Raw genomic sequence first — 26,012 nt, forward strand, 5'->3', positions numbered from 1 at the left:
CATCGTTCGGTGAATAACTTTATGGTGAATATTATGGCTGCTATAGTGGCTTATTGCTTAAATCCAAATAAGCCAACTTTCCAAAACTTGCTAAAAAGCTAAAATATTTCATCGAACTCAGGTTAAAGATAAGAGCGAATTATGTTTCAAGAGGGGAAAATCAAAACCTATAACGAAGATCGTGGTTTTGGTTTTATTCAGATCGAAGGGCAATCCAAAGATTTATTTTTCCATGTCAAAGACTTTCCCAATAAAAATATTCCGCCAAAAATGGGGGAAAAATTAAAGTTTTTGATTGTGGAAGATAATGGAAAGTTTAAGGCAAACCATATTATTCGCTTGGATATTAAGCAAGAAGTTCCTGTTACACAAAACAATGATCTACATGGAGATACTGAAACCAGAGCTTCTCTACGTTATGAAAAGAAAAAATCATCAACTACATCAAAAATAATCACAATATCAGGACTGGTGATTATGGTGATTCTTGCTGTTCTTGTTTATAACAAATACCAAAGCTACCAAGTTCAAAAACAGCAAAAGCTGGAAGGACTGATGGTAGAGCAGCAACGAATTGTCGCTGAACAGCGAGCAGCGCAAGGTGATCTACCTATGCAAGGATTATCTGAGCAGGGTAGGAAGAACCTGGAAAATCGCGGCACTGAGTTAAGAAGCCAAAGTAACCTCGTTAATCCGAAAACTTCAGAAACGGCTTCACCATCTGTCTCTCAATTTAAATGCGATGGTCGGGAACACTGTAGTCAGATGGGTTCTTATGAGGAAGCATTATTTTTTATTCGTAACTGTCCAAATACCAAAATGGATGGTGACGGAGATGGGATACCATGTGAAAGTCAGTTTTGATAAATCATAAAAAAAGCACCTTATGGTGCTTTTAATATTTTAGCTTTCACAAAAATTCATAAAGGCTCTCAGACCTGGACCCTGATATTTCTGGCGATGTACCAGCATGAATAGAGGACGAGTCAGCGACCAGAATGGTGTATCCAGAATCACCAATTGACCTTTTTCACGTAAAGGCTCAATCGCAAGTTTGGAAATACAGGACATACCGATTCCACCTGCTACGATTTTTAAAATCGCCTCATTATGACCGAGTGTTAGACGGATATTGGCATCCGGCACATCTTTTAAGATGGCATTATCAAACACTTCACGGGTACCTGAACCTTCTTCACGCAAAATCCATTCAACAGATTTGAAATCTTCAGCGGTTAGTTCACGGTTCAATTGCGCAAGAGGATGATCCGGTGCACAGCATACGGCCAGCTCATCATCACGCCAATGGATACATTGGAGCTGTGGCAGATGACAGGAACCTTCAATTAAGGCAAGATCCAGCTGGAACTGATTCACCGCTTCAATCATTTGACGGGTATTACCGACTTGAAGCTGTAAATGTGCTTGTGGCTTGATTTTCAAGAAATCGGCCATCAGGTCAGGAATCAGGTAATCTGAAATCGTCAGGGTTGCACCTAAACGTAAATCTATACTTTGAAGCTCACCTTTAGCGACTTGTTCAAAAGATTCACAACGACCTAAAATTTCCAGGGCTTGAGGGAGAAGAAAGCGCCCTAGGTCATTTAGCTGTAAACGTTTGCCTAGACGGTCAAATAGTGGAGCACCCAGACCATCTTCCAGATCTGCTAAAGCCATACTAGCCGCACTTTGTGTAAGCTTGACGGCATCGCTAGCCTTCGTTACGGTACCCTCTTGTGCCACTGCTACAAAAACAGCCAATTGGCGTAAAGTCATGCGCATGAGTAGAGCCTTAACATTTAAAAAATATTAATAAATTATGTTGCCATGCTACCATGAGCACAGTCTTTCATGCCACGTTGAAATCATGTCAATTGAAAAATTTACCCGAGAAAAAGTTTTATCTGTACACCGTTGGACCAATACATTATTTAGTTTTACGATGACACGCCCGGCACATTTTAAGTTTACCGCAGGGCAGTTTGCGCGTATTGGTTTGCAAGTGGGGGATGAACTGGTGGTTCGTGCCTATTCGGTAGTGTCATCTCCTTTTGATGAAACTCTGGAGTTTTTCTCGATTGTCGTTCCAGAAGGTAAATTTACTTCCAATTTACAGCACCTCAAAGTCGGGGATGTGCTGCATCTGGAAAAAATTCCTTATGGTTATCTGACTCTGGCACGTTATCAATTGCCTTTGCCTAAAGACTTGTGGTTACTGGGTACCGGCACGGGGCTGGCACCGTTTATTTGTATGTTGCAAGACTTTGAAACCTGGAGAAAATACGAAAAAATCAATCTGGTTTATAGTGTGCGCACCCGGGCAGAACTCGCTTATGTAGACCGGATTCAGGAAATCGCCGAGACCTTTGGTGAAGGACATACCGGTTTTAAGTTTATCCCGATTATTACCCGTGAGCCTGATGCACCTTTGCACGACCGTTTACCGATTTTGATTGCCAATGGTGAGCTGGAAAAGGCAGCAGGTATCGCGTTTAATCCGGAAACGACGCATGTCATGCTTTGTGGTAACCCGGATATGGTCGATGATACCAAAGAAGCCTTAAAAGCTCGTGGCCTGACCATGAACCGTCGTGGTGAAGGAAATATTGCGGTCGAGAATTACTGGTAAGGTTGAAGGATTTACGAGCAAAACCCCCTGCTTGAAGGCAATGCGGTTCCTTTAACAGGAGCGGCATTGTGATCTAAGGGATAACGGTTTTTTAACATTTTGACTCTCCGAAGCCTTGTAGGCCTCTCTAAAACAAACTACCTATCCCTGTCTAAGTTCCGACAGCCCAGCCGGATAATGCTCTTGTCCCCAGTGCTGATCGGTCTGGTGAAATAGCCACTCCACAGAATCTGCACCAAGATGTTTACGTGTATTGGTTAGACTAATGCGCGTCAGCAAGTCATAAGAGGCTAACCACTGAGTGCAAATATTGAGTCTTCTTGCTGCTTCATGGATGAGGACATCACGGAAAATCGCCATTCCAAGAACCAGCCAAAGTACCTGATCCGCAGGCAAGCACCGCCTGCGAATAGTCGCGGGACTGCTCAACCTGAGTGTGGACTTGACCCACTCAACGGGGATATTGTGAATAAAAGTACTCAGATTCGAGAGCTTAAACAGATTGTTAAGATCTAAAATATCCTGCTGAAATACCATAAAAAATCCGATGCCAAACCTGCCATCGGATTCTCTAATAAATTCCATGATGATTCAAATATTTAAGTGAAAAGCATTGCCCATCGCGGAGGTTTTTTCGATTCAAGCTTAATGCACAAACATATCCATGGATTCACGAATTTCCTGAATGGCGGTTTCGACATCGGGGCTGAGCCAGGTCGGTTCAAAGAATCCGGCATAGTGCTCAATACGGTCTGCAGGCACTACCAGACGCACCGGACAGTCTTCTTCTAGTAAGCGCCATGGAATAATCGGCACTTCATTATCCAGCCATGCCGTTACATCTCGAATATCGATAATCATCGCATTGACACAGTCCGGAAAAGGCATCACGGAAAATTCTTCGGTACGACGACGGAAATATTCCAGATCCTGCCAGCGAAGCAGGAAGCTTGGCTTGCTAAATTCAATAATTCCAATCAGATGCTGATCACGACTGTAGTGCAGCGTACATTGATGTGTGACGTCAGTATCAAGATCAAGCGATACACTTTGTTGACGATACGCCATATAACTCGGGTGTATAAATGAGAAGGTGGATAATTATAACGCATTTCATCACTGAAAGGCAGCGTCTCAACTGTCTTCACTAAAGCCTACGGAACTGGTATGGCTTATGCATATCTCCAGGGAACAACGAGGTTGCTATGTCAGAGTCAAAAAGTGTGATTGATACCGGTGTGACTGAAACAGCAGTACAGAAGATTATTTTGCCTTGCGCCAGCTCAAGAAAGGCGCCGTAGGTTGGCTGCTTCTCGTCGGTCTGGGGGTCGCATATGTGATTTCCGGTGACTTCGCCGGCTGGAATTTTGGTCTGGCACAGGCGGGTTGGGGAGGTATGTTTATTGCGACCATTGTGGTGGCATTTATGTATCTGTGTATGTGCCTGGCCATGTCGGAAATGTCGACCATGCTGCCGACTGCGGGTGGGGGATACAGTTTTGCTCGGACTGCTTTTGGTCCCTTTGGCGGCTATCTGACCGGAAGTGCCATTCTGATTGAATATGCCATCGCTCCAGCAGCAATTGCGTGTTTCATTGGCGCTTATTGCGAAGCCCTGTTTGGCATTGGCGGCTGGATCATTTATCTGGTGAGCTATTTAGTGTTTATGGGCTTGCATCTGAAAGGTGCTGGTGAGGCACTCAAAATCATGTTCGTGATTACCGCAATTGCTGCGGTAGCCTTGATGGTGTTCATCTTTGGCATGTTGCCCCATTTTAATAGTGCAAACCTGTTTAATATTGCGGTCAGTACAGAAGCTGCGGGTGCAAGCAGTTTCCTGCCATTGGGCTATCTGGGCATCTGGGCAGCAGTGCCTTATGCGATCTGGTTTTTTCTGGCAGTTGAAGGGGTGCCACTGGCCGCCGAGGAAGCCAAAGAGCCAGCCAAATCCTTGCCGCGTGGCCTGATTGGTTCCATGCTGATTCTGGCATTCTTTGCGCTAAGTATCTTGTTAATCGGTCCTGGCGCAGCAGGTGCAGATACGCTGAAAGATTCCGGTGCGCCACTGGTTGATGCATTGGTCGCGGTCTATGGTGCCAATACCTGGATGGCGAGTTTTGTGAATTTTGTCGGGCTGGCAGGTCTGATCGCCAGTTTCTTCTCGATTATCTATGCTTATTCCCGTCAAATTTTTGCGCTCTCACGTGCCGGTTATTTACCGAAAAAATTGTCCTTAACCAACAGCAATCATGCACCTTATTTGGCCATTATTATTCCGGGCATTATCGGATTCCTGTTGTCCCTTTCAGGTGAAGGTGATTTGCTGATTCTGATAGCAGTTTTTGGTGCCACCATTTCCTATGTGCTGATGATGATGTCGTATATCAAACTGAAACTGTCTCGACCAAATCTGGCACGTCCTTATCAGGCACCGGGCGGTATTGTCACGGCATCGATTGCTTTAGTGCTTGCTGCTATTGCAGTGGTGGCAGGCTTCCTGGTCGATCCAAAAGTCTGGTTGATGGCAGCTGCCATTTACGTGGTACTGATTCTCTATTTCCTGCTGTATAGCCGTCATCATCTGGTGGCCGGTACGCCGGAAGAAGAATTTGCCCGTATTGAGGCAGCAGAAAAAGAACTGAACTAAATCATCAAGCAGAGGGAGCATACGCTTATGCTGTATCAGATCAATGTGGCCAGTCAGCATTATGTCTTTGAGGATTTAAAAACCTTATTGGCCAAGGCTACCCCTGAACGTTCTGGTGATCAGCTGGCAGGGATTGCGGCCGTGGATGCAACCGAGCGTGTCGCTGCACAAATGTGTCTGGCAGAAGTACCGTTACAGCAGTTTTTGCATGAAGCTGTGATTCCTTATGAGGCGGATGAAATCACCCGCCTGATTATGGATGAACATGATGCTGATGCCTTTTATCCGATCTCGCATTTTACTGTCGGGGATTTCCGTAACTGGCTACTCAGTTCAGATGCTACCACAGAAAAACTTACTGCTTTAAAAATGGGCCTGATTCCGGAAATGGTGGCTGCTGTCAGTAAAATCATGCGCAATCAGGATCTGATTCTGGTGGCAAAAAAATGTCGTGTAGTCACACGGTTTAGAAATACCATCGGGCTGGAGGGGCGTCTTTCCACCCGCTTGCAGCCGAACCATCCGACTGATGATCTGATGGGAATTTCAGCTTCGATTCTGGATGGCTTGATGTATGGTAATGGGGATGCGGTCATCGGGATTAATCCGGCGACAGATAATCTGCAGAACCTGACCGAGCTGCTTAAACTGCTCGATCACGTTATTCAGGAATATGATATTCCGACTCAATCTTGTATTTTGACCCATATTACTTCTGGCATTCAGCTGGCAAATAAAAATGTTCCGATTGATCTAATGTTCCAGTCCATTGCAGGAACCGAAAAAGCCAATACCGGTTTCGGCATCAATCTGGCGCTGTTGCAGGAAGGTTATGAGGCGACCTTAAGTCTGCAACGTGGCACCGTGGGCCAAAATGTCATGTATTTTGAAACCGGACAGGGCAGTGCCTTATCCAGCAATGGCCATCATGGCGTGGACCAGCAGACCGTGGAAGCGCGTGCCTACGCTGTAGCGCGTAAGTTTAATCCCTTGCTGGTCAATACTGTAGTCGGCTTTATCGGGCCGGAATATCTATATAACGGCAAGCAGATTATCCGGGCCGGACTGGAAGACCATTTTTGTGGCAAGCTGCTCGGTGTACCAATGGGTTGTGATATTTGCTACACCAACCATGCCGATGCCGATCAGGATGATATGGATGTACTGCTGACCTTGCTTGCCAATGCCGGACTGAATTTTATCATGGGTATTCCCGGTTCAGATGATGTGATGCTGAATTATCAGACGACCTCCTTTCATGATGCGCTCTACATCCGGCAATTACTGGGATTAAAACCAGCTCCTGAATTTGACCACTGGCTACAACAGCAAGGCATTTTGGCACAACAGTCCAATCAGCTGCACTGGCCGACCGAGCTACCGAAGCAATTTTCACGTCTAATCCTGTCTTGAGGAAGTACTATGAAACTGATTGCCGATGTGAAATTTGAGTCCCAATTACAGGATAATCCTTGGCAGAAGTTAAAAGCTTTTACCGATGCGCGGATTGCCCTGGGCCGAACTGGGGGCAGCTTGCCGACTCGACCAAGTCTGGAATTTCAGTTGGCACATGCGCAAGCCAAAGATGCGGTACTGAAGCCACTTGATGTTGAATCTTTAAAAGCTGGTTTGAGTAAAATAGGACTACCCATTCTGGATATTGAAAGTCAGGCTGTGGAAAAGGACCTTTATCTTAAACGTCCCGATCTTGGGCGTGTGCTTTCAGAACAATCCAAAATGATGTTGCGGCAATACCGGGCCGAACATCAGCAACATTGGGATGTGGTCATCATTGTAGGAGATGGGCTGTCGGCACGTGCCATTGAGGAAAACAGCTTGCATTTTATTCCAGCGTTGCTGGAGGCATACAAAGAACAAGGTTGGCAGATTGCCCCCTTAATGATTGCCCGTGGCAGTCGTGTGGCACTAGGCGATGAAGTGGCAGAAATTTTACAGGCAAAAATGCTGGTCATGCTGATTGGCGAACGGCCAGGTTTGAGCTCACCGGACAGTATGGGAATTTACTACACTTATAATGCTTTTAAGGGCTGTCATGATGCCTTGCGTAACTGTATTTCCAATGTCCGTCCTGCGGGCTTGGCCTATCCAATTGCCATCCAGCGACTGGTGGCATTGATGCGTAAATCCTGTGAGTTACAGCTCTCAGGGGTGCAGTTGAAAGATGAACACCAAACCCCAGTCGACATGCAGCATAGCCCGGCCAAACGGCTATTTTAAAGCAGCATCCAGCAGAGAATTCTGATGGATTAGTGACTTACATCCCGTCACCATCTCACCATGTTTTGTCACAGAAGCCCTATTCACAGCTTGTTATTCTAAAAATCTACTTATGAATAACAAAGAGTGAGGATGGTTATGGTCGATGATTTCAATAAAAAACCACCTTTAAATCATCAGGCAGACGTGACGCAGAAAAAGCGTATCCCTGTTTATATCTTGATTTTGGTCGGTATTTTTTTACTCGCACTACTGTTCTATATGTTTGCTGACATGAATCCAGATGCGAATGATGCTCCTGCAGGACATCCAAATCCGAATGTACAGCCTGCTACCCCAAATAATTCAACTCCGGTCGGTGAGTCTACACAAGGCACCGCCACCATGAATGATGGAACGGAAGCTACAGCAACCGTGGGTGATGGCACAGAAGCAACAGCAACTGCGACTGATGGACAGGCGACTCAATAACTGAAAATACCTGAAAAGCTCTAGTGAACCACTGGGGCTTTTTTGAAATGGATGGTGATGTTTTAAGGTAGTGCCATCTACCTAGCTTGAGTCTGAAAACATCAAATCTAATATGAATCCGGAAAAAGAAGGGGCTGATTGTTTCAGGGAGATGCCCCCGATTTCAGATAAATAGCTTAATAACAAAGAGGGTAGAACAACATGAATGATTATATGAGAAGCCCGCGTGGTGGCTTCGATGCCATGTACTACTGGGATCAGTTCCATCCCATTCTTAGTGCAATTGCCATATTAGTAATTGGCTGGATCATTGCGTTACTGGTCTCGGCAGGTGTTAAAAAGCTCTTGCAGAAACTGGGCACCAATACACATTTAAATACGGCGACAGGTCATCACTCCAATGTGGAGAGCATTATCGCCCGCGTCGTGTTCTGGATTATTCTGATTATTGCCGTGATTGGTGCGCTGAACGTGCTTAATCTTACCAGTGTCAGCGGTCCATTCAGTAATATGATCCAGCAGTTCCTGTTATTTATCCCGCAGTTACTAGGTGCAATTGCAGTCGGATTCATAGGTTGGATTGTGGCCAATCTGGTCAAGATAGGGCTACAAAAACTGCTAGACCGAACGCAACTCGATGAAAAACTCAGTGCTGAAGTTGGTGTCAGTCCGATTAGTAAAAACATCAGTGAAATTGCTTACTGGTTAATTTTATTACTGTTCTTGCCAATCGTGCTGTCTATTTTGGGTCTCAACGGTCTGTTGTTACCAGTTCAAAATATGCTGACCGATGTTGTTAGTTACTTACCAAACATATTCATTGCTGCAGTCATCATTTTTGTCGGTTATATCCTGGCGAAAATTGTGCGCGGTATTGTTGAAGGACTATTAAACAGTCTGAACGTACAGCAACATGCTGAAAAAGTAGGCATCTTCAAAAACTCGAATGTTTCTCAGGTGATTGGTTCATTTATCTTCGCCGTGGTAATCATTACGGCACTGATCATTGCATTTGAAGCATTAGGTATTGAAGCTATTTCTCAGCCTGCTACAGCCATGCTGTATGAAATCATGAATGCCATTCCAAATATCATCGCTGCTGCGTTGATTCTGATTCTGGCGTATGTGGTGTCTAAACTGGTGGCACGTCTGGTGGTTGAAGTAGTTGCTGGTACAGGTGTTGATGAAATTCCTGCCAAACTGGATATCCAACGCTTTTTAGGCACGACTAAACTTTCAAGTGTAGTCGGTTTCCTGATCGTTTTATTCACCATGTTATTTGCAGTTTCTGAAGCAGCGAACCGTCTGGGCTTTGAACAGATCAGTGGCCTAATTGCAATGTTCATCTACTTTGGTGCCAACATCCTGCTTGGTGCGGTGATTCTGGTAATCGGTTTCTGGCTGGCGAATATTGTTGCGAATATCGTACAACGTGGTGAATATAACAGCTCGCGCTGGTTAGCCAATTTGGTTCGTGTCTTGATCATGGGGCTGGTTGTGGCAATGGGTCTGCGTGCGATGGGTATTGCCGATTCGATTGTTAACCTGGCATTTGGTTTAACTTTGGGTGCTGTAGCAGTGGCATTCGCCTTGGCATTTGGTCTGGGTGGCCGTCAACCTGCGGAACGTGTACTCACGGATTTGATTGATAAAGCCAAACGAGAGGCCAAAGACCCTAACCCAGTCAAAGAAAAAGCTGAGAACAGCATATTTTCTGGATTAGGTGGCAAGACAACAGGTACAAGTGCAACCGACATGTCAGGTACTACAGGTGCGGCGATGGGTATGAGTTCTACAGATAGCTCAATGAGCCAGTCCTCTGGTGGTTCGCAAACTGCTACAGGCACTAGCGATTCTTCAATCACAACTCCAGGAGCAGGCATCATGCCAAATCAGGATTCAGACAAGAATATGCCTATGGGTACGGATTTATCTCATACTACCCCGGCAATCCTTACCACTGCACCGCAGGATGATGAATCATTGGGTATTGATCCGGTCAATCCGGATGCGGATCAAGCCGTACCAGATTCACTAAAAGTCGATCCGACTCATCCGCCAGTCAATAATCCATTTGGTTCAACTGGAGAAAAAGAGCCGAATGTCGATATTGATCGTTCTATTCAGAAAAAAGATGACCTGAAATAACCTGTTATCTTTAAGCAAAATCGACCACGCTCATGTGGTCGATTTTGTTCAGTCATAAGGAAAAATGAATGAATACCAAAAAACCTAACAAAGTTCTGGCTCCTTTAGTCATTGCAGGAATTACGCTTGGCTTTTTTACCGCTGCCTATCGATTTGTTTTTGTGAAGAGCAAACAGGACGAGCAGTCTGAGCGAGAGCTGGATAAGAAAATACCAGAGACAGACGAATTTAACTGAGGAGTCAATCCTGCTCAGTCACCAGGAATAGAATTTATTTTTTAAAAAATATAGAATATTCAAATGAATACTAAAATGATTTTGGTATTTTTCTTGCATTAAAAATATAAAGAAAAGGAGGTCAACACGATGTGGAAAGCACTACAACATAAATTCATGGCATCTTCAGCAGATAACTTGACGCTATGTCTGCGAGAAGCGCAGAAAATGCAGCTGACGATTGACCGTTTAAAAAATACGGCCAATCTCAACCTGTTTAAAACAGATTATCTGGAATGAATAAAGTATCAATCCAGATCATCTATTGATTAAACATATTCCGATGCGGCATGTGCCGATGACCATGCCCATTGGAAATTATAACCGCCCAAATGTCCGGTAACATCCAGCACTTCACCAATAAAATACAAGCCTTTCTGCTTTTTACTTTCCATGGTTTTTGAGGATACTTCCGTGGTGTCTACACCACCCAAAGTCACCTCCGCTGTACGGTAGCCTTCAGTTCCTGAAGGTTTCACTTCAAAGCCATGCAGACGTGCCGCAATCTGTTCCAGCTTGTCATCACTGATATTGCCAATGGCAGTTTCAGCGCTTTCAGTCCAGATTATACTTTGTAATTCAGCCACCACACTTTTCGGTAAATATTCATTTAGTAGTGTACGTAACAAGACTTTGGGCTGGCTTTGTTTTTTGGATTTGAAGAAATCCAACAGATCAACACTTGGAAGAAAATCTACCTTAAAGCTCTGCCCGACATTCCAGTAGTTGGAAAGTTGCAGGGAACTTGGCCCACTTAAACCGCGATGGGTAAATAGTAGCGCTTCGGTAAAGCTATTAAGCTCATTCGAGAGTGTTGCTTCTACGGCATTGCCGCTTAAGCGCGTGGTGACTTCTTTAAATCCGTCAGAGAAGGTAAATGGAACCAGTCCGGCACGGGTTGGATAGACGTGATGTCCAAACTGTTTTGCAATCTCATAGCCAATGCCTGAACCGCCAAGCGTAGGAATCGATAAACCACCGGATGCCACGACGACAGATTCAACTTCAAAGTATCCCAGTGAGGTTGCCACCTGAAAGCCTTGATCATCTACTGGATTGACTGCTTTCACTTCGCAGCTGGTTTTGATATCGACCAGACCGGTCTTATCACATTCTGCCAGCAGCATCGACAAGATATCTTTTGCACCATTTAAGGTAAACAGCTGTCCATGTTTGCGCTCTTCATAAGCAATGCCATATTCACAAACTAAGCCGATAAAGTCCCAGTTGGTATAACGCGTTAAAGCCGAAATCACAAAATGTGGATTGTGTGAAATATAATTGCTTGCTTCGACTTCCAGATTGGTGAAGTTACATTTACCACCGCCCGACATCAGGATTTTTTTGCCAACCTTGTTGGCTTTTTCTACTACCACGACTTTGCGCCCACGTTGCGCAGCCATATACGCCGTCATTAAACCTGAGGCACCGGCACCTATGACTAGAACATCGTATTGCTTGGAAGACATTACACACTCAAGGGAGAAGAAAAGGGAAGCATTATAGACAATTTTATTTCAGCTTTCTCTATTCCAGAAAAATCAGTTCTGTGATTGCAGATTTGCAGTGGATTTTAAACATAAAATATTTGAAAGCTGCCTAAAACTCATGCATAGTTTTTGTACAAACTAAAAACCTAATAACAAGGAAAAGCGAATGGCAAGTGTGGAAGATTTAAAACAATATAATCTGATTACATATATTCTTTATATTTTAGGATTTTTTCTTGGTCTGACTCCATTTATTGCAATTGTGATGAATTATATCAAGCGTGATGAAATGCGCGGTACCTGGCTGGAAAGTCATGTCGATTGGCAAATTAAAACCTTCTGGATCAGTTTGCTGGGCTATATCGTCGGTGGCTTATTGACTGTGATCTTGATTGGTTTCTTGATCGTGTTTCTGGTCTTTATCTGGCATATCTACCGCTTGGTCAAAGGGTTAATTGCCTTAAATAACAATCAACCGATTCAAGCTTAAATTGCTATAGAATTAAAGGGAATATTACGACCTTGCAGACCGCCACTATGAATGACCAGCAGTTTTGATCTAGCCGGAAAATAATTTTTCTCGATCAGATCAAAAATCCCCATCAGCATTTTAGCCGTGTAGACCTGCTCTAGTAGAATTGAAAATTCGGCTTCAAAATCCCGGATAAACTGCACCAAGGCTGCACTGGTTTTGGCATAACCACCACAACAATAATCATCGAGAATGTTCCAGTTGGTTTTTTTCGTCAGTTGGGCGACTTCATCTTTTAAAAATGAACCTTTCAGTGCGGAAAATCCTAAGATCTGTTGATGCGCGTGACTGGCTTCGATCAATCCGCTGATGGTGCCACCGGTGCCTACTGCACAACAAATCACATCAAATTGCGCATCGCTATCTTTTAATATTTCCTGACACCCTTGAATCGCCAAAGCATTGGTTCCACCTTCAGGAATCACATAATGTTCAGGAAAGTGTCGAGCGAGTTCGGCCAAATACTCAGGCCGTTGCTTGCGCCGATATTCATCACGACTGACGAAATGCAACTTCATCCCGAATTGCTGGGCGGTGGCTAATGTTGGATTCAATGGTCGATCAGCCAGTTCTTCACCCCGAATCACTCCAACACTCTTAAAACCAAACTGCTGTGCGGCAAATGCAGTGGCGGCAAGATGATTGGAGTAGGCGCCTCCAAAACTCAGAATATGCTGATAACCCTGTCTTTTGGCTTCAAGAAAATTGTATTTCAGTTTAAAAAACTTGTTGCCCGAGATTTGCGGATGAACCAGATCCAGACGACGTATTATTAAAGTAATATCGTGAAAACTAATCTGTTGATCTGGAATATTTTGGGCAATGGTTTCAAACATAAAAGTTCGCAAAGTTTATGAAGGAGGCATTATAGCGGAAATGCTAAAAATCAGAGCTTTTGAATAGGCAATAGCGAGCTGATCGCTGTCGAATTGGTTGTAGATTGTCACAAATATTCTGCTGACTATTTAAGCAATAATGCTAATCTAAACAGAGGAAACCCTGAGGAGGGTAGAATAATGAAAATATTATCCTATGTTGTGTTGGTCGGCATGTTGCTCAGTCTGTCGGGCTGTGATGATGCGATGAATAAACCTAAAACAGAAACCCGTACCATGATTATTGGTGGCGTACCTGTACATGAGCAGGATTATCAACTGCTAGACAAGCATTTGAGTGCTCAGGATCAGTTGAAACCTTAAGTAATTGCAAACGTTAAAATTCATGATAAATCCAGAAATTTTTACAGCAAATCTTCAGGTTTTTGCTTAAAATAGCCCTTCAATTTTAAGTCAGGTTATCTCGTGGAATCATTCTGGATTTTAGGTTCGATTGCTTTTGCCCTGATGTTAGGCGCAATGAGTCCCGGGCCAACTTCTATTTATGTAGCAAAAAATTCAATTGCCATTTCACGTAAACATGGTTTATTTACTGCATTGGGTACTGGTCTCGGTGCAGCGATTTTTGGTCTGCTGGCGGTTCTCGGTTTGCAGGCATTTTTACTGGCAGTACCTTCGGCTTATCTGGCCTTAAAAATTTGTGGTGGTTTATATTTGCTTTGGTTGGCGTTTAAAATCATTAAACATGCCAAAGATCCGATCGAAGCGGATACAACCATTAGCAAACAGATGTCTTTACGCCGTGCTTTTACTACCGGTCTAATTACACAGTTGTCCAATCCAAAAATTGCAATTGTGCTAGCCAGTATTTTTACTGCGCTGTTGCCTAAAGAAATTCCAACGTATTTTTATTTTGTTTTGCCAATTCTATGTTTCTTTATTGATGCGGGCTGGTGTTCACTGGTCGCAGTTGCATTATCTGCGGAAAAGCCACGTCGTGTTTATTTGAAGTTTAAGGCCTTATTTGACCGCGCAGCAGGCGCAGTTATGACGGTACTTGGCTTAAAATTAATTTTTGGTATGAAGTAATTACTTCATATAGATGCTCTACTGATAAATAAAAAAGGCCCCTAGTCGTAGAGGCTTTTTTTATATCTATTAAAAAGTATTTTCTTCCGAATTAGCAGAAATACGATGAATCGACAAGTCTGCACCATTGAACTCTTCTTCCTCAGTCAGGCGAATACCCATAAAAACCTTAAGCAGGCCATACACCAAAAAACCACCCGCCAAAGCAATGACAATCGCCAGCACTGTACCTATGAGTTGTGAAATTAAAGAAACTCCTCCCATTCCTCCAAGCCATTGCTGACCGAAAATACCTACAGCTAATCCGCCAAAAGCACCGCAAACGCCATGTAAAGGCCAGACTCCCAATACGTCATCTACTTTGAGTTTATTTTGGGTATAGGTAAAGAGTTTCACAAAAATAATACCGGCGCTGATCCCGATAAAAAAAGCACCCAAGGGATGAACGACATCTGATCCGGCACAAATCGCCACCAGACCTGCTAAGGGACCATTATGCAGGAAGCCCGGGTCATCTTTCCCCGCAACTTTGGCTGCTATTGTTCCACCGACCATGGCCATCAAAGAATTAATGGCGACCAGTCCAGAGATGGCATCCAGCCGCTGCGCGCTCATGACATTGAAGCCGAACCAGCCAACAATCAGAATCCAGGAACCCAAAGCCAAAAAAGGAATCGATGAAGGAGGATACGCGGTGATCCGGCCATCTTTTTTGTAACGGCCATGACGTGCACCAAGTAGGATTATTGCGGCCAGTGCGATCCAGCCGCCCATTGCATGAACGACAACTGAGCCGGCAAAATCATGAAAACTGGCACCAAATGTATCGGTCAGCCAATCCTGAAAACCAAGGTTGCCATTCCAGATCATACCTTCAAAAAAAGGATAGATCAGCGCAACCAGGAATAGAGTGGCTAAAGCTTGTGAACGCATTTTGGCACGTTCTGCAATCCCTCCAGAGATAATCGCCGGAATCGCTGCAGCAAAGGTCAACAGGAAAAAACAGCGCATTAGATTGTAGCCATGATCGGCAGACAAGGTTGCAGCATCATGGAAAAAGTGCTGACCGTAGGCAATATAGTAGCCCACTAAAAAATAGGCGATCGCAGAAATGGCAAAGTCGGTTAGAATTTTACTTAAGGCATTGACCTGGTTTTTATGTCGAACTGTTCCAAGCTCTAAAAAAGCAAATCCAGCATGCATGGCAAGCACTAGAACTGCACCGAGAAGAAGAAATAATAAGTCTATATTTTGCATGGTGCGTTCCAATTTAGTGCGCGGGATCACAAAAGAAAATCAGTATATAGAGGCGAATGGATTGTAGAAGAGGGCTAAGCAAGGGAAATTTTGATGAAGAATTTCTTGAAATTGATAAGACTCGATATAAAGCACAATACAATTTTTGTGCACCAAACTAAGACATGGCAGGAGTTCATAAAATTAAAATTTATATTATATTTTTAGGTATTTATATTTATCGTAAGAAAAAAGGTGCTAAAAAAGCATGCTAAAGGTGCACATGAAAAATGAAAGATTTTTAAGAAAAAATTTAAAAATAAACGAAACTATTGCTTTTAAATCTCAAAGCGTCACTCAAGTTTTAAATTTACCAAGTCATAGGGAATCTGGCTGAAGGGTATTTAAAATAAATGAAACCCTAAAAAATTAGGGTTTCATGCTTAGATAAAATTATTGAAGTATTCAATTAATCTTTAAAATGTACCGGAATCCATTGATAGCTTTTATTGTCTTTAGAATAAATATGTCCAATCCCCGGAAATGGCAAATGTGGTGCTGCTACCGTCTGACCGTTTTTCGCATATTCAGCAAAATACTTTAAGCGGGTTTCGATCGCCTTTTTCGGATCGACATCAAAGTCAACGCCGGTCTGTGGGCGATCAAACTGCAGCGTATGTGAGTGCACAATATCTCCAATAAACACCATCTGCTGACCTTGTGATTTTAAGCTAAAACCAAAATGCCCCAGTGTATGTCCAGCCGAACTGATGACATCGAAAGCATGGATTTTATCGCCAGTTTTAAAGGTTTTAAGCTGATTCTTGGCCTGATAGGGTGCAATGGCTTTCTTGATTTTATCGACTGTGCCCAAAAAACCTGCCTGCTTGGCTTTTGGTAATTTGTCTGCTGTTTTAGGATTCATCCAGAAATCCAGTTCAGTTTGAGACACATAAATATTGGCATTGGGAAAATTGGCCACGCCATTATTGCTGATGCCGCATACATGGTCAGGATGCAAATGCGTGAGCAGGATGGCATTGACCTGTTCAGGTTTATGCCCTGAAGCCTGTAAATTGGAATACACTGAACCTAGGTGTGGACCATTACAGCTTGAAGTTCCGCTATCGACCAGAACCAGTTCTTTGGCTGTATTGACCAGAAAGGCATTCACGGATGTCTGGATGCCTTTGGCCTGATCGACGTAGTATTTTTTCAAGATCTGATCGGCTTGGGCTGCTGGAATATCTTTAAATAAGGCTTTGGACAGATAATTGCTACCATCCAGCAGGGCAGTAATCTGGTAATCTCCGAAGTTATGCTGATAATACCCCGGAACCTGTTTTTGTTGTTGGGTGCTAGAAACGGTTTGTGCATGTGTTTGAGAGATACCCGTCATTGAACCTAAAGCAAGCAGTGACATGACGAGAGAAGAGGTGAAGTATTTCATGGCTATTCTTATGTAATTAAAGTCAATTCTATGTATTAGCACGGATGCCAGCAAAAAAGAATATGAATATATTTACCATTTTTTTAAATAGCAATGCCGATTTGGCATCTGTACTAAAAATTAAGTCTGAATCTGTATATTGATTTTTTGAAAGTAAAGAATTTATTTTTGATGAAAATATTATTATAAATAAAATGCTTAGATACATTTCACTTTTTATGAAAAGCTCGTTAACATGGGGTATTACGAACAAGCTTTGGGTGTCGCGATGAGTTTTTGGAAAAGAAAAAACAATGCCAGCTTTGTATTTTTCATTATTACCTTATATTCACTACTGGGCTTTGGACTGGGCTATGTGATTTGGGAATTTGTGTTGCAAGGCTAAGTGACCCAGCAATAAAAAAGCCTCTAGAGATAGAGGCTTTTTTATATTTAAAACTTATTTAGCACATTCAGGCTGAGAACGGTCAATCACTTGAGTGCCTTCTACACGATAGCCAATCTGACCAATAATAAATGCTTGATTAAGCTGAGTAATTACCACATCAGAAAGTGCAACAGCACAACGGTCTTTTTCAATTGCGCGATCTACTGCTGTTTTGAAGTTAGGAATACCAAGTGGGAATAAAATCACAGGAACTTTATCTTCGCCTTTAACGCGTTCACCTTTCACAAACTGGTTTGAGTTTAGGTTGTAGTTTTTAGTAGATGCAACTGTCATGTCAGCCATACGTACTGAACAACCTGTAAATGCAATTGTAGACATCGCTAGAACTGAAACTAATAATTTTTTCATGCTTACCCCGAATAATTATAAAAGAATAAAAAAGCGCATTGATTTTATATTGAAAATATTAAAAATCAAGAAATTAAATTTAACTGATGATATAAAAAAGCCCCTACATACGTAGAGGCTTTCTTTGCTTAAAATGGAAATCTTAAGACACTTTATCACCCGGTTTAGCACCAGATTCAGGTGAAATCACCCAAACACCATCGCCATTACCCGCAGCTAAAACCATACCGTTTGAAATACCAAAACGCATCTTGCGTGGCGCAAGGTTAGCCACCATTACCACCAGTTTGCCTTTTAAGTCTTCAGGTTGGTAGAACTCACGAATACCACTGAACACATTACGTGGCTCAGCTTCACCAACGTTTAAAGTGAGTTGAAGCAGTTTTTCAGAACCTTCAACCGTAGCCGCTTCCAAAACTTCAGCAACACGCAGGTCAACTTTCATAAAATCATCAATATTAATGATTTCAGCTTCACCGACTTTAGGTTCAGCTTTCTTTTCAATCTTCTTCTCTTTTTTCTTCTCAGCTTTTGCTGGTTCAGCAGCAGGAGCAGCTAAAGAATCTTTAGATGCATCCACCATTGCCGCAACAGCTTTTGGATCTACACGTTGCATCAACGGCTGGAACAATGCAATTTCATGACCCACTAGAATTGTTTCGCGAGAAGCAAAATCGAAGCTTTCAAGTTGCAAGAAATCTTGAACCTGTTGAGCCAGTGTCGGCAATACAGGTGCTAAATACACTGCCAATTGACGGAACAGGTTAATACCCACAGAACATACGTCATGAACTTGTTGTTCCTGACCTTCCTGTTTCGCAAGTGCCCAAGGCTTTTTCTCATCGATGTACTGGTTGGCTTTGTCCGCAAGTGCCATGATTTCACGGATCGCTGCCGAGAACTCACGGTCTTCATATGCTTTTGCAATAGAATCACCCGCATCAATAAAGCTTTGCACCAGTTCAGGCTCTGCACATGTTGCACTTAACTTGTTATCAAATTTAGTGTTGATGAATTTTGCACAGCGGCTGGCAATGTTGACGACTTTACCAACCAGGTCGGAGTTCACTTTTTGTACAAAGTCATCCAGGTTCAAGTCCGAATCTTCAACTTTGTCTGAAAGTTTCGACGCGAAGTAATAACGTAGATATTCAGGGTTTAAATGCTCTAAATAGGTTTCCGCTTTAATAAAGGTACCACGAGATTTAGACATCTTCTGACCGTTGACTGTCAGGAAGCCATTTACGAATAAGCCTGATGGCGTACGGTAATTTGCACCTTCCAGCATTGCGGGCCAGAACAGGGCATGGAAATACACGATGTCTTTACCAATGAAGTGATAGACCTCATTTTCAGAATCTTTTTTCCAGTAGTCATCAAAATTCAATTCAGGACGTTTGGTTTTGATGTAGTTTTCAAAGCTCGACATATAACCAATCGGCGCATCCACCCAAACATAGAAATATTTGTTTGGCGCATCTGGAATTTCAAAACCGAAGTATGGCGCATCACGTGAGATGTCCCAGTCGTTCAAGCCATTTTCAAACCATTCGTCCAGCTTGTTGGCAATCGATACCGGCAAGCGACCTTCATCACGAGTCCATTTTTGCAGGTATTCACCAAAATTTGGCAATTTAAAGAAGTAATGATCAGATGATTTTTCGACTGGAGTTGCGCCACTTAAAGTGGAATGCGGATTCAACAACTCTGTCGCATTATAAGTTGCACCGCAGACTTCACATGAGTCGCCGTACTGATCTTCCGCCTTACATTTAGGACAGGTGCCTTTAATGAAACGGTCTGACAGGAACATGCCTTTTTCAGGATCAAAAAGCTGGGTCACCGGACGAACTGCAATATTGCCAGCATCACGGTTTTTCACATAGATTTCTGACGCACGGGCACGGTTGGTATCGCTATGCGTAGAATCATAATGATCGAAATGTACGCCAAAACCGTCAAAGTCACGAATGTGTTCTTTTTGCACATTGGCAATTTGCGCTTCAGGTGAAATGCCATTCGCTTCGGCACGCAGCATGATCGCGGTTCCGTGAGCATCATCCGCACAGACGTAAGTCACATCATGACCCATCGCACGCATGGCACGTACCCAAATATCTGCTTGGATATAGCCAAGTAAGTGACCCATATGAATCGGGCCATTGGCGTAAGGAAGGGCATTGGTGACTAAAATTTTACGCACGGATTCACTCTCTCATTCGTATTCATTATGCAATGGGCCATAATTTTACATGATGCCGAGGGGATTACAAAGAAATGCTTTACGGAAACCCTGCGAATAGATGGACTTGGAAAACCGAATACAAAACCTGCATCGTCCTTAGCATATAGCTTTTCAATACGGATTTGACTCAGCTCATGCTACATTCTGCAAATAATAGCAACAACATGTACAGGCTTTGTTGCAGTTTGCTTACTTCGCCCGATTCGCGTGATGCTTTGTGCTAAAAAATGGCTGATTGTTTATATGATATGCCTAAGGAGGGTACCTCATGACTCAGCAGAACCAAAATAATACGTCGAAGCAAAATCAAGATAAAGAACAACATGCACGCGAATTGAATGATCAACTTGCAAAAGAGCAAAAGCAAAATGAGATAGATAAACAGCATAATCAGGAACATAAGAATGGGCAAAGTGCCCAGACCCATGCTGATCAGAAATCTGATACTCAGCACAACGGCAAAGATACAAATGCTGAGCAATCAGCACAAAAAGACAATTCTCAAGAGAATCAGTCAGATAAAAAAACTGAAAGCTTTAAGATGGATGACTTAAAAGCCAAAGCGATTGCGATCGGTGAGGAACTATTGCAAAAAGGTGAAAAGCTTCTGAATGAGCTAAAACATGGCAAATCTGACCACCAGCAAAATACTGAGCAAGGTTCAGATGATGCGAAAAAGGCCAAAGCAGATCATGCCTCTCAAGATAAATCATCTAACAAGTCAGATAAACAGCATGCTAAAGATGGTCAGACCGATCAGCAGGCAGGTATGGCAAATTTAAAAGATGAAGCCATGCATAAGTTTGAAGATACCAGACAGAAAATCACAGACTTAGTCAGTGAAGCATCGGTTAAGTTCGCTGAGCTGAAACAGATGGCAACTGATACGATGAGTAAAATGAAAGATAACCAAGCGAAGGAAAGTAATTCTGATCAGCAGCAAGATGCCAAAGATACAGATTCAAAGAGCAATTCTCAGTCCAAAAAGGATGAATCGAAACAAGATCAGGATAAAAATAAAAAGGATCAACAGGACAAATCTGAAAACAATAAAAATCATAAATAGTCTGTGATCGTAGAGCCACTTTAATCACAGAGGGTTAAAGTGGCTTAACACGCTCGAGATAAATAAAAAAAATTTATTACATCAAAATAGTCCCATCTCTCTTTTAGACCTCTTGCGAAAGTAAAAACTGCCTCAATATAGATTTCATGAAATATCAGAAATTAAATCGTTTTTCAGATTCTGAATTCCAGCGCTTGGTTGGTGTACCTCGAGCAGTTTTTAGTGAAATGGTCGAAGTTTTAAAAGAAGCAGAATCACTTAAAAAGAAATTAGGGCGTCCTCATACTTTAGCTATAGAGGATCAATTATTATTAACACTCAATTACTTACGGAGCTACAACACCCAATTGGAATTGGCGGCAAATTACCATATCGCTGAAAGTAATGTGAATCGAACTATTAAAAAGGTTGAAGATGCATTAATGAAATCAAGACGTTTTACCCTGCCAAAACGAAGCATTACCACAGCAGACGAACAATTTAACTGGGTAATTATTGATGCGACAGAATGTTTAATAGAACGCCCGAAAAAAAAATCAGAGTAAGTTCTACAGTGGTAAAAAGAAGAAACATACGTTAAAAGCCCAAGTGATCTATCATCCGAAGAGCAAACAAATCATAGGAGTAGATATATCGTCTGGCAGTCAGCATGATATTAAATTGGCAAGAAAAACAGTTAAGAAATTCAAACATTGTGACTATGTTATGACCAATTTAGGGTACTATGGGTTAGAGCAAGATGGCTTTAAATTATTGATGCCAATAAAGAAAAAGAAGAATTTACCCTTATTTGATGCTGAGAAAAATTACAATAAAATGATTGGAAAAATACGAGTTGTAATCGAACATATTAACAGTCAATTGAAAAGATTTAGAATACTAAGTGAACGCTATCGAAATAGACGGAAAAGATTCGGTTTACGCATTAACTTAATCGCTGCACTGGTAAACCGGATGAACTTGCAATAACGACTTTCGCAAGAGATCTTTTCTTTCATTATTTCTATTCACCAAGATTTCATAAAATATTTCAAAAAACCAAGTAAAATAGTTGGGAATTTAAGATATCTCTTTCATCTTCTCCAATACAGTGCTTAACCTTCGCCTAAAACCCCGTTAAACTAGGCCATTCAGATGTCGATCTACATTTTTGGAGTAACCTATGTCCTGGCTTTCTTCGCTTAAATCGGTTTTTTCGCCTTCCAAGGAGGTGAACGAAGAAGCTGTGCAGAACGTACTGCAAAACTATATCTTGCCAAATTCTAGCAATGCCTTGAAAGATCGTATTACTCAGGTCAATGTACAGGGTGAAATTCTGCAAATCACTTTGAATACCTATCCAGAAGAAAAAGCGCAGCTGCAACAGATTCATGATGAACTGGCGGAAGCTTTGCAAAAATATGGTATTCAAGAGCTGAATATGCATGTGATTCAGCAGAAAACTGGACATAAGAAAGAAGGTGGTTGCGGGCATAACCATGCTGAAGGTGAAAACTGTTCAAGCGGGCCTAAAGCGGAAGCAAAACCCAATCTTCCGCCTGTGGTTGATGCGTCGGCACAGCCTGCAAAAGCTGAAGAAGCTGATCCAAATAATCCACCTATTCAAAAAGCTGCGCCGCAACAGCGTGATGTTCCAAAACACCCAAGGATTCAAAATGTGATTCTGGTGTCATCCGGCAAAGGTGGCGTAGGTAAATCGACCACGACTGTAAATCTGGCTTTGGCTCTACAGAAATTAGGCCTGCGCGTAGGCGTACTGGATGCCGACATTTACGGTCCAAGTATCCCGACCATGCTCGGCAATGCCGGCAAAACGCCAATGATCGAAGCAGAGCAGTTTGTCCCTATCGAAGCTTATGGAATGGCAGTATTATCAATTGGCCATTTAACTGGAGACCACAATACTCCAGTCGCCTGGCGTGGTCCAAAAGCCACGGGTGCATTAATGCAGTTATTCAATCAGACTCTATGGCCAGACCTCGATGTGCTGATGATTGATATGCCACCTGGCACAGGTGATATCCAGTTAACTCTCGCGCAGCGTATTCCGGTAACGGGCGCAGTAATTGTGACAACGCCACAAAACGTGGCCTTGCTGGATGCGACCAAAGGCATTGAATTGTTTAACCGCGTGCAGATTCCGATCATGGGCGTGATTGAAAACATGTCGACCCATATCTGCTCAAATTGTGGTTTTGAGGAACAGATTTTTGGTACAGGCGGTGGCGATAAACTGTCTGAGCAATATCAAGTCCCATTATTGGGTCGTTTACCTTTGGATGCTAAAATTCGTGAAAATGCCGATGCTGGAACGCCGTCAGTGATCGCGGGAGATGCTGCTGCAGAAAGCTATATGCTGATTGCAGAGAAAATTGCAGCGCAGTTACCTAAAGCAGAGAAAGACCATAGTCGAATTTTTTAATTCTATAGATAATTCAGATATTTAAGCCTTGGCTAAAAGCTAGGGCTTCTTATTTCTTATTTTTAAAATTAGCTCGATTTAAATGATCGAAATTGACTGAAATGACTATCGGGTGTTTATCCTGAAAGCTTATATAAATATTTGAATTAATTAAAATAAATAAATTTAAATTTTAGATCATATGTTCTCTTACAATTATTTTTTTGCAGCACTGACCGAATTCTTCTATGCTACTCGGATTAGAGCGAGGTCAAACTATGATTTCATGGTTTTTTATTGGTTTAGTGGCAACCATTCTTTTAACACCAGGCCCAACCAATACCTTATTGGCATCTTCAGGCATTCAGGTCGGATTTAAAAAAACATTTCGTTTAATTCCTGCGGAAGCCTTTGGTTATCTGATTGCCATTAGCTTATGGGGCATTCTGATCGGAAAAATTTCCGTTCATCTTCCGCTTTTACCGACCATTCTCAAACTTTTTAGTGCTGGCTATATTCTATTTCTCGCTGTGAAATTATGGCGGACTGCAGAAATAAGCGAAAATCTTGAAAATGTCTCGATTCGCGCACGAGAATTATTTTTGGCAACCTTGCTTAATCCTAAAGCACTTTTATTTGCCTCAGCGATCTTTCCTGTCATTGTCTGGAAAAGCGGCCAACATTATGTGACTCATATGCTGGTTTTCTTGCTTCTGTTGATCCCGATTGCATTCTTCTGGACTTTTCTGGGTTCAATCCTGGCCAGAAAAAACAGCCGCTGGCTGAACCAGAAAAACTTGCAAAAAACGGCTTCGCTGGTGCTAATGAGCTTTTCCATTCCTTTAAGCTATTCTGCACTTTTAAGTTTATAAGCTGATCTCAATCAGCAATTTTTTGGTAACTTGAGCTCTAAGACTTTCACTTATTTTCATTAGTGTCAATTTCAGTTAAAGTACGTCGCAATAACTTGTTTTTAAGATTTTTGGATTATATCAATGGCAATTAAGTCTGATCGTTGGATTCGCGAAATGAGCGAAAAACACGGCATGATTGAACCGTATGCAGAAAACCAGGTACGTTTGGATGAAAATGGTCAAAAGCTGATTTCGTATGGCGTATCTAGCTACGGTTATGACGTGCGTTGTGCGCGTGAATTTAAAGTATTCACCAATGTGCATTCTGCAATTGTTGATCCGAAGAACTTTGATGAACGCAGCTTTATTGATATCGAGTCGGATGTTTGTATCATTCCGCCTAACTCGTTTGCTTTGGCGCGTACGATCGAATATTTCCGCATTCCACGTAATGTCTTGACCGTGTGCTTGGGCAAATCGACTTATGCGCGTTGTGGCATCATTGTTAACGTGACTCCGCTTGAGCCAGAGTGGGAAGGACACGTAACTTTAGAGTTTTCAAATACGACCAATCTTCCTGCGCGTATTTATGCAGGTGAAGGTGTAGCGCAAATGCTATTTTTTGAATCTGATGAAGTCTGTGAAACCTCGTATAAAGATCGTGGTGGTAAATATCAAGGTCAGACAGGCGTTACTTTGCCGAAGACCTAATTGTTTTAAAATATTGAATGACGGGACTTTATGTCCCGTTTATTTTTTTGAGATTTTCATTCATCGGAAACTGCTATTTTTCGCCTAATTGGCTTTGGCATCTGTATTAAAAATCAGCATAATGGATTCCGCATAACCATAAAAAATATGCAATGCATTATAAAAAATCAAAGATTGGCGGCTGGGAAGCTGAAGCATAAGGTGCGGAGCATCGAATAAAAAGGAAAGAGTGAGATGGCTCAGATAAAAGATATATTTAAATTTCGCAAAAGTTATTTGGCGATGACAATCGGTTTCAGCCTGTTGCCTTCTGCACATGCGATGCAGGAATTATCAGATTCTTCTCTTTCTGACACCACCGGTGAGGGTGTTGCGCTGGTACTTGATGATTTTAAAATGGTGTTTCAAGGTCCTAAAGATCTTTCTGCTAGTTCTAGTTATGCCAGAGGCATTGAAAACCCCGGACAAGCAGATACAGGCTTTATTCGTATTATCCCGACGGGTGAGAATTACAACCAACTTGGGCAGCGTGTATACGACAAAGTTTATAAATCTACATATGATAATGCTTTTCATGTTGAAAGAACGCAGAATTATGCAACTGAGTATCAGCAAGCCTATGATACCTTAAAAACTGATTTTTATAATGATAACTATAATACGATTAAGAATACTTATGACACACAAGCTAACCGGGACGCATTTAAGCAAGAATTAGTTGATTATTACTCTGTACACGACAAATTTCACAGAACCCTTATCCTATCAGGATTCTGCCTTCTTAAAATTGCCAAAATTTCCTTAAACTCTTCTTTTTTCCCAAAACCAATTAAACGCTGAATCGCCATTTGAACATAGTCTAAACCATAGCGAAATAAACTCATTGAGAGTCGTCCAT

General features: G+C 42.3%; 26 protein-coding genes and 2 pseudogenes. 18 read left to right on the forward strand and 10 right to left on the reverse strand.

The features are described from left to right. Window positions 1–141 precede the first annotated feature (141 nt). On the forward strand, window positions 142–864 hold the full coding sequence (locus tag AC1P5O_RS12045; RefSeq protein ID WP_004732058.1) for a cold shock domain-containing protein: 723 nt from the start codon (window positions 142–144) through the stop codon (window positions 862–864). A gap of 39 nt (window positions 865–903) precedes the next feature. On the opposite strand, the gene gigC is transcribed toward AC1P5O_RS12045, so the two are convergent. Further along, the gene (gigC, locus tag AC1P5O_RS12050) at window positions 904–1,782 is read right to left on the reverse strand and encodes a LysR family transcriptional regulator GigC (RefSeq protein ID WP_004280761.1); all 879 of its coding nucleotides are present in this window, start codon (window positions 1,780–1,782) and stop codon (window positions 904–906) included. Window positions 1,783–1,867: 85 nt separating this feature from the next. On the opposite strand from gigC, the gene AC1P5O_RS12055 reads away from it, so the two are divergent. After that, window positions 1,868–2,629, forward strand: coding sequence for a ferredoxin--NADP reductase (locus tag AC1P5O_RS12055; RefSeq protein WP_004732056.1), 762 nt, complete (start codon window positions 1,868–1,870; stop codon window positions 2,627–2,629). A 174-nt stretch (window positions 2,630–2,803) separates the two neighbouring features. Here AC1P5O_RS12055 and AC1P5O_RS12060 read toward each other — a convergent pair. Next, a pseudogene (locus AC1P5O_RS12060) lies at window positions 2,804–3,166 on the reverse strand (transposase domain-containing protein); the annotation flags it as partial. A gap of 108 nt (window positions 3,167–3,274) precedes the next feature. Beyond that, on the reverse strand, window positions 3,275–3,697 hold the full coding sequence (locus AC1P5O_RS12065; RefSeq protein WP_004280758.1) for a hypothetical protein: 423 nt from the start codon (window positions 3,695–3,697) through the stop codon (window positions 3,275–3,277). Between the two features lie 205 nt (window positions 3,698–3,902). Here AC1P5O_RS12065 and eat point away from each other — a divergent pair, with 205 nt between their 5' ends. The 7 genes from eat (at window position 3,903) to AC1P5O_RS12100 (ending at window position 10,648) form a co-directional block, all read left to right on the forward strand. After that, window positions 3,903–5,276 (forward strand): ethanolamine permease, encoded by a 1,374-nt coding sequence (gene eat / locus AC1P5O_RS12070; RefSeq protein WP_392390033.1) that lies wholly within the window; start codon window positions 3,903–3,905, stop codon window positions 5,274–5,276. A gap of 27 nt (window positions 5,277–5,303) precedes the next feature. Next, entirely contained in the window at window positions 5,304–6,689 is a 1,386-nt protein-coding gene (locus AC1P5O_RS12075) for an ethanolamine ammonia-lyase subunit EutB (protein WP_004732049.1), read from the forward strand. A 9-nt stretch (window positions 6,690–6,698) separates the two neighbouring features. Then, window positions 6,699–7,514 (forward strand): ethanolamine ammonia-lyase subunit EutC, encoded by an 816-nt coding sequence (gene eutC, locus AC1P5O_RS12080; protein WP_004732047.1) that lies wholly within the window; start codon window positions 6,699–6,701, stop codon window positions 7,512–7,514. A gap of 138 nt (window positions 7,515–7,652) precedes the next feature. After that, window positions 7,653–7,985 carry a hypothetical protein gene (locus AC1P5O_RS12085; RefSeq protein ID WP_129717675.1) on the forward strand — a complete coding sequence of 111 codons (333 nt, stop codon included), beginning with the start codon at window positions 7,653–7,655 and terminating at the stop codon, window positions 7,983–7,985. A 201-nt stretch (window positions 7,986–8,186) separates the two neighbouring features. Next, window positions 8,187–10,133: a mechanosensitive ion channel gene (locus AC1P5O_RS12090; RefSeq protein WP_004732045.1), complete on the forward strand. Its 1,947-nt coding sequence runs from the start codon at window positions 8,187–8,189 to the stop codon at window positions 10,131–10,133. Window positions 10,134–10,201: 68 nt separating this feature from the next. Then, the gene (locus AC1P5O_RS12095) at window positions 10,202–10,369 is read left to right on the forward strand and encodes a hypothetical protein (RefSeq protein WP_004732043.1); all 168 of its coding nucleotides are present in this window, start codon (window positions 10,202–10,204) and stop codon (window positions 10,367–10,369) included. A gap of 129 nt (window positions 10,370–10,498) precedes the next feature. Next, window positions 10,499–10,648 (forward strand): hypothetical protein, encoded by a 150-nt coding sequence (locus AC1P5O_RS12100; RefSeq protein WP_004732041.1) that lies wholly within the window; start codon window positions 10,499–10,501, stop codon window positions 10,646–10,648. 29 nt (window positions 10,649–10,677) lie between these two features. On the opposite strand, the gene AC1P5O_RS12105 is transcribed toward AC1P5O_RS12100, so the two are convergent. Beyond that, a complete protein-coding gene (locus tag AC1P5O_RS12105) occupies window positions 10,678–11,877 on the reverse strand; it encodes a BaiN/RdsA family NAD(P)/FAD-dependent oxidoreductase (protein ID WP_004732039.1) in 1,200 nt (399 codons plus the stop codon). 187 nt (window positions 11,878–12,064) lie between these two features. Here AC1P5O_RS12105 and AC1P5O_RS12110 point away from each other — a divergent pair, with 187 nt between their 5' ends. Further along, window positions 12,065–12,388 (forward strand): DUF4870 family protein, encoded by a 324-nt coding sequence (locus AC1P5O_RS12110; RefSeq protein ID WP_004280743.1) that lies wholly within the window; start codon window positions 12,065–12,067, stop codon window positions 12,386–12,388. On the opposite strand, the gene AC1P5O_RS12115 is transcribed toward AC1P5O_RS12110, so the two are convergent. Continuing rightward, the gene (locus tag AC1P5O_RS12115) at window positions 12,385–13,266 is read right to left on the reverse strand and encodes a 1-aminocyclopropane-1-carboxylate deaminase/D-cysteine desulfhydrase (RefSeq protein ID WP_262466784.1); all 882 of its coding nucleotides are present in this window, start codon (window positions 13,264–13,266) and stop codon (window positions 12,385–12,387) included. The genes AC1P5O_RS12110 and AC1P5O_RS12115 overlap by 4 nt on opposite strands. A gap of 180 nt (window positions 13,267–13,446) precedes the next feature. Here AC1P5O_RS12115 and AC1P5O_RS12120 point away from each other — a divergent pair, with 180 nt between their 5' ends. Together AC1P5O_RS12120 and AC1P5O_RS12125 are read left to right on the forward strand one after the other, a co-directional pair. Continuing rightward, entirely contained in the window at window positions 13,447–13,629 is a 183-nt protein-coding gene (locus tag AC1P5O_RS12120) for an NF038215 family lipoprotein (RefSeq protein ID WP_004732034.1), read from the forward strand. A 102-nt stretch (window positions 13,630–13,731) separates the two neighbouring features. Next, window positions 13,732–14,355 carry a LysE family translocator gene (locus AC1P5O_RS12125; RefSeq protein WP_004732032.1) on the forward strand — a complete coding sequence of 208 codons (624 nt, stop codon included), beginning with the start codon at window positions 13,732–13,734 and terminating at the stop codon, window positions 14,353–14,355. 69 nt (window positions 14,356–14,424) lie between these two features. Here AC1P5O_RS12125 and AC1P5O_RS12130 read toward each other — a convergent pair whose 3' ends face one another. Next, window positions 14,425–15,612, reverse strand: coding sequence for an ammonium transporter (locus tag AC1P5O_RS12130; protein WP_004732030.1), 1,188 nt, complete (start codon window positions 15,610–15,612; stop codon window positions 14,425–14,427). A gap of 448 nt (window positions 15,613–16,060) precedes the next feature. Further along, a complete protein-coding gene (locus AC1P5O_RS12135) occupies window positions 16,061–17,041 on the reverse strand; it encodes an MBL fold metallo-hydrolase (protein ID WP_004732028.1) in 981 nt (326 codons plus the stop codon). A gap of 235 nt (window positions 17,042–17,276) precedes the next feature. Between AC1P5O_RS12135 and AC1P5O_RS12140 the strand changes: the two genes are divergently transcribed. Further along, complete coding sequence (locus AC1P5O_RS12140; RefSeq protein ID WP_004280735.1) at window positions 17,277–17,426, forward strand: hypothetical protein; 150 nt, start codon at window positions 17,277–17,279, stop codon at window positions 17,424–17,426. 54 nt (window positions 17,427–17,480) lie between these two features. Here AC1P5O_RS12140 and AC1P5O_RS12145 read toward each other — a convergent pair whose 3' ends face one another. After that, window positions 17,481–17,837 carry a hypothetical protein gene (locus AC1P5O_RS12145; RefSeq protein WP_004280734.1) on the reverse strand — a complete coding sequence of 119 codons (357 nt, stop codon included), beginning with the start codon at window positions 17,835–17,837 and terminating at the stop codon, window positions 17,481–17,483. A gap of 142 nt (window positions 17,838–17,979) precedes the next feature. Then, the gene (metG, locus tag AC1P5O_RS12150; protein ID WP_004732025.1) at window positions 17,980–20,040 is read right to left on the reverse strand and encodes a methionine--tRNA ligase; all 2,061 of its coding nucleotides are present in this window, start codon (window positions 20,038–20,040) and stop codon (window positions 17,980–17,982) included. A 310-nt stretch (window positions 20,041–20,350) separates the two neighbouring features. On the opposite strand from metG, the gene AC1P5O_RS12155 reads away from it, so the two are divergent. The 5 genes from AC1P5O_RS12155 (at window position 20,351) to dcd (ending at window position 25,114) form a co-directional block, all read left to right on the forward strand. Next, window positions 20,351–21,148, forward strand: coding sequence for a putative sodium/potassium/calcium exchanger (locus AC1P5O_RS12155; protein WP_004732024.1), 798 nt, complete (start codon window positions 20,351–20,353; stop codon window positions 21,146–21,148). A gap of 146 nt (window positions 21,149–21,294) precedes the next feature. Continuing rightward, window positions 21,295–22,117 (forward strand): IS5 family transposase gene (locus AC1P5O_RS12160; protein ID WP_168387000.1). Its coding sequence is split into 2 segments (ribosomal slippage): window positions 21,295–21,675 and window positions 21,677–22,117, totalling 822 coding nucleotides; the frame shifts between segments, so codons are not numbered across the junction. Between the two features lie 193 nt (window positions 22,118–22,310). After that, window positions 22,311–23,570, forward strand: coding sequence for an iron-sulfur cluster carrier protein ApbC (apbC, locus tag AC1P5O_RS12165; protein ID WP_005265950.1), 1,260 nt, complete (start codon window positions 22,311–22,313; stop codon window positions 23,568–23,570). 257 nt (window positions 23,571–23,827) lie between these two features. Next, window positions 23,828–24,421, forward strand: a complete 594-nt coding sequence (locus AC1P5O_RS12170) for a LysE family translocator (RefSeq protein ID WP_004732019.1) — start codon at window positions 23,828–23,830, stop codon at window positions 24,419–24,421. Between the two features lie 123 nt (window positions 24,422–24,544). Continuing rightward, on the forward strand, window positions 24,545–25,114 hold the full coding sequence (gene dcd / locus AC1P5O_RS12175; RefSeq protein ID WP_004280726.1) for a dCTP deaminase: 570 nt from the start codon (window positions 24,545–24,547) through the stop codon (window positions 25,112–25,114). Between the two features lie 746 nt (window positions 25,115–25,860). Here the strand turns inward: dcd and AC1P5O_RS12180 are convergent. After that, window positions 25,861–26,012 (reverse strand): annotated as a pseudogene (locus AC1P5O_RS12180) (IS4-like element ISAba33 family transposase); the annotation flags it as partial.

Source organism: Prolinoborus fasciculus, from assembly GCF_056724605.1.

Coding starts and splice junctions, on each gene's coding strand:
- AC1P5O_RS12045 (WP_004732058.1), top strand. CDS start 142: ATGTTTCAAGAGGGGAAAATCAAAACCTATAACGAAGATCGTGGTTTT.
- gigC (WP_004280761.1), bottom strand. CDS start 1,782: ATGCGCATGACTTTACGCCAATTGGCTGTTTTTGTAGCAGTGGCACAA.
- AC1P5O_RS12055 (WP_004732056.1), top strand. CDS start 1,868: ATGTCAATTGAAAAATTTACCCGAGAAAAAGTTTTATCTGTACACCGT.
- AC1P5O_RS12065 (WP_004280758.1), bottom strand. CDS start 3,697: ATGGCGTATCGTCAACAAAGTGTATCGCTTGATCTTGATACTGACGTC.
- AC1P5O_RS12075 (WP_004732049.1), top strand. CDS start 5,304: ATGCTGTATCAGATCAATGTGGCCAGTCAGCATTATGTCTTTGAGGAT.
- eutC (WP_004732047.1), top strand. CDS start 6,699: ATGAAACTGATTGCCGATGTGAAATTTGAGTCCCAATTACAGGATAAT.
- AC1P5O_RS12085 (WP_129717675.1), top strand. CDS start 7,653: ATGGTCGATGATTTCAATAAAAAACCACCTTTAAATCATCAGGCAGAC.
- AC1P5O_RS12090 (WP_004732045.1), top strand. CDS start 8,187: ATGAATGATTATATGAGAAGCCCGCGTGGTGGCTTCGATGCCATGTAC.
- AC1P5O_RS12095 (WP_004732043.1), top strand. CDS start 10,202: ATGAATACCAAAAAACCTAACAAAGTTCTGGCTCCTTTAGTCATTGCA.
- AC1P5O_RS12100 (WP_004732041.1), top strand. CDS start 10,499: ATGTGGAAAGCACTACAACATAAATTCATGGCATCTTCAGCAGATAAC.
- AC1P5O_RS12105 (WP_004732039.1), bottom strand. CDS start 11,877: ATGTCTTCCAAGCAATACGATGTTCTAGTCATAGGTGCCGGTGCCTCA.
- AC1P5O_RS12110 (WP_004280743.1), top strand. CDS start 12,065: ATGGCAAGTGTGGAAGATTTAAAACAATATAATCTGATTACATATATT.
- AC1P5O_RS12115 (WP_262466784.1), bottom strand. CDS start 13,266: ATGTTTGAAACCATTGCCCAAAATATTCCAGATCAACAGATTAGTTTT.
- AC1P5O_RS12120 (WP_004732034.1), top strand. CDS start 13,447: ATGAAAATATTATCCTATGTTGTGTTGGTCGGCATGTTGCTCAGTCTG.
- AC1P5O_RS12130 (WP_004732030.1), bottom strand. CDS start 15,612: ATGCAAAATATAGACTTATTATTTCTTCTTCTCGGTGCAGTTCTAGTG.
- AC1P5O_RS12135 (WP_004732028.1), bottom strand. CDS start 17,041: ATGAAATACTTCACCTCTTCTCTCGTCATGTCACTGCTTGCTTTAGGT.
- AC1P5O_RS12140 (WP_004280735.1), top strand. CDS start 17,277: ATGGGGTATTACGAACAAGCTTTGGGTGTCGCGATGAGTTTTTGGAAA.
- AC1P5O_RS12145 (WP_004280734.1), bottom strand. CDS start 17,837: ATGAAAAAATTATTAGTTTCAGTTCTAGCGATGTCTACAATTGCATTT.
- AC1P5O_RS12155 (WP_004732024.1), top strand. CDS start 20,351: ATGACTCAGCAGAACCAAAATAATACGTCGAAGCAAAATCAAGATAAA.
- apbC (WP_005265950.1), top strand. CDS start 22,311: ATGTCCTGGCTTTCTTCGCTTAAATCGGTTTTTTCGCCTTCCAAGGAG.
- AC1P5O_RS12170 (WP_004732019.1), top strand. CDS start 23,828: ATGATTTCATGGTTTTTTATTGGTTTAGTGGCAACCATTCTTTTAACA.
- dcd (WP_004280726.1), top strand. CDS start 24,545: ATGGCAATTAAGTCTGATCGTTGGATTCGCGAAATGAGCGAAAAACAC.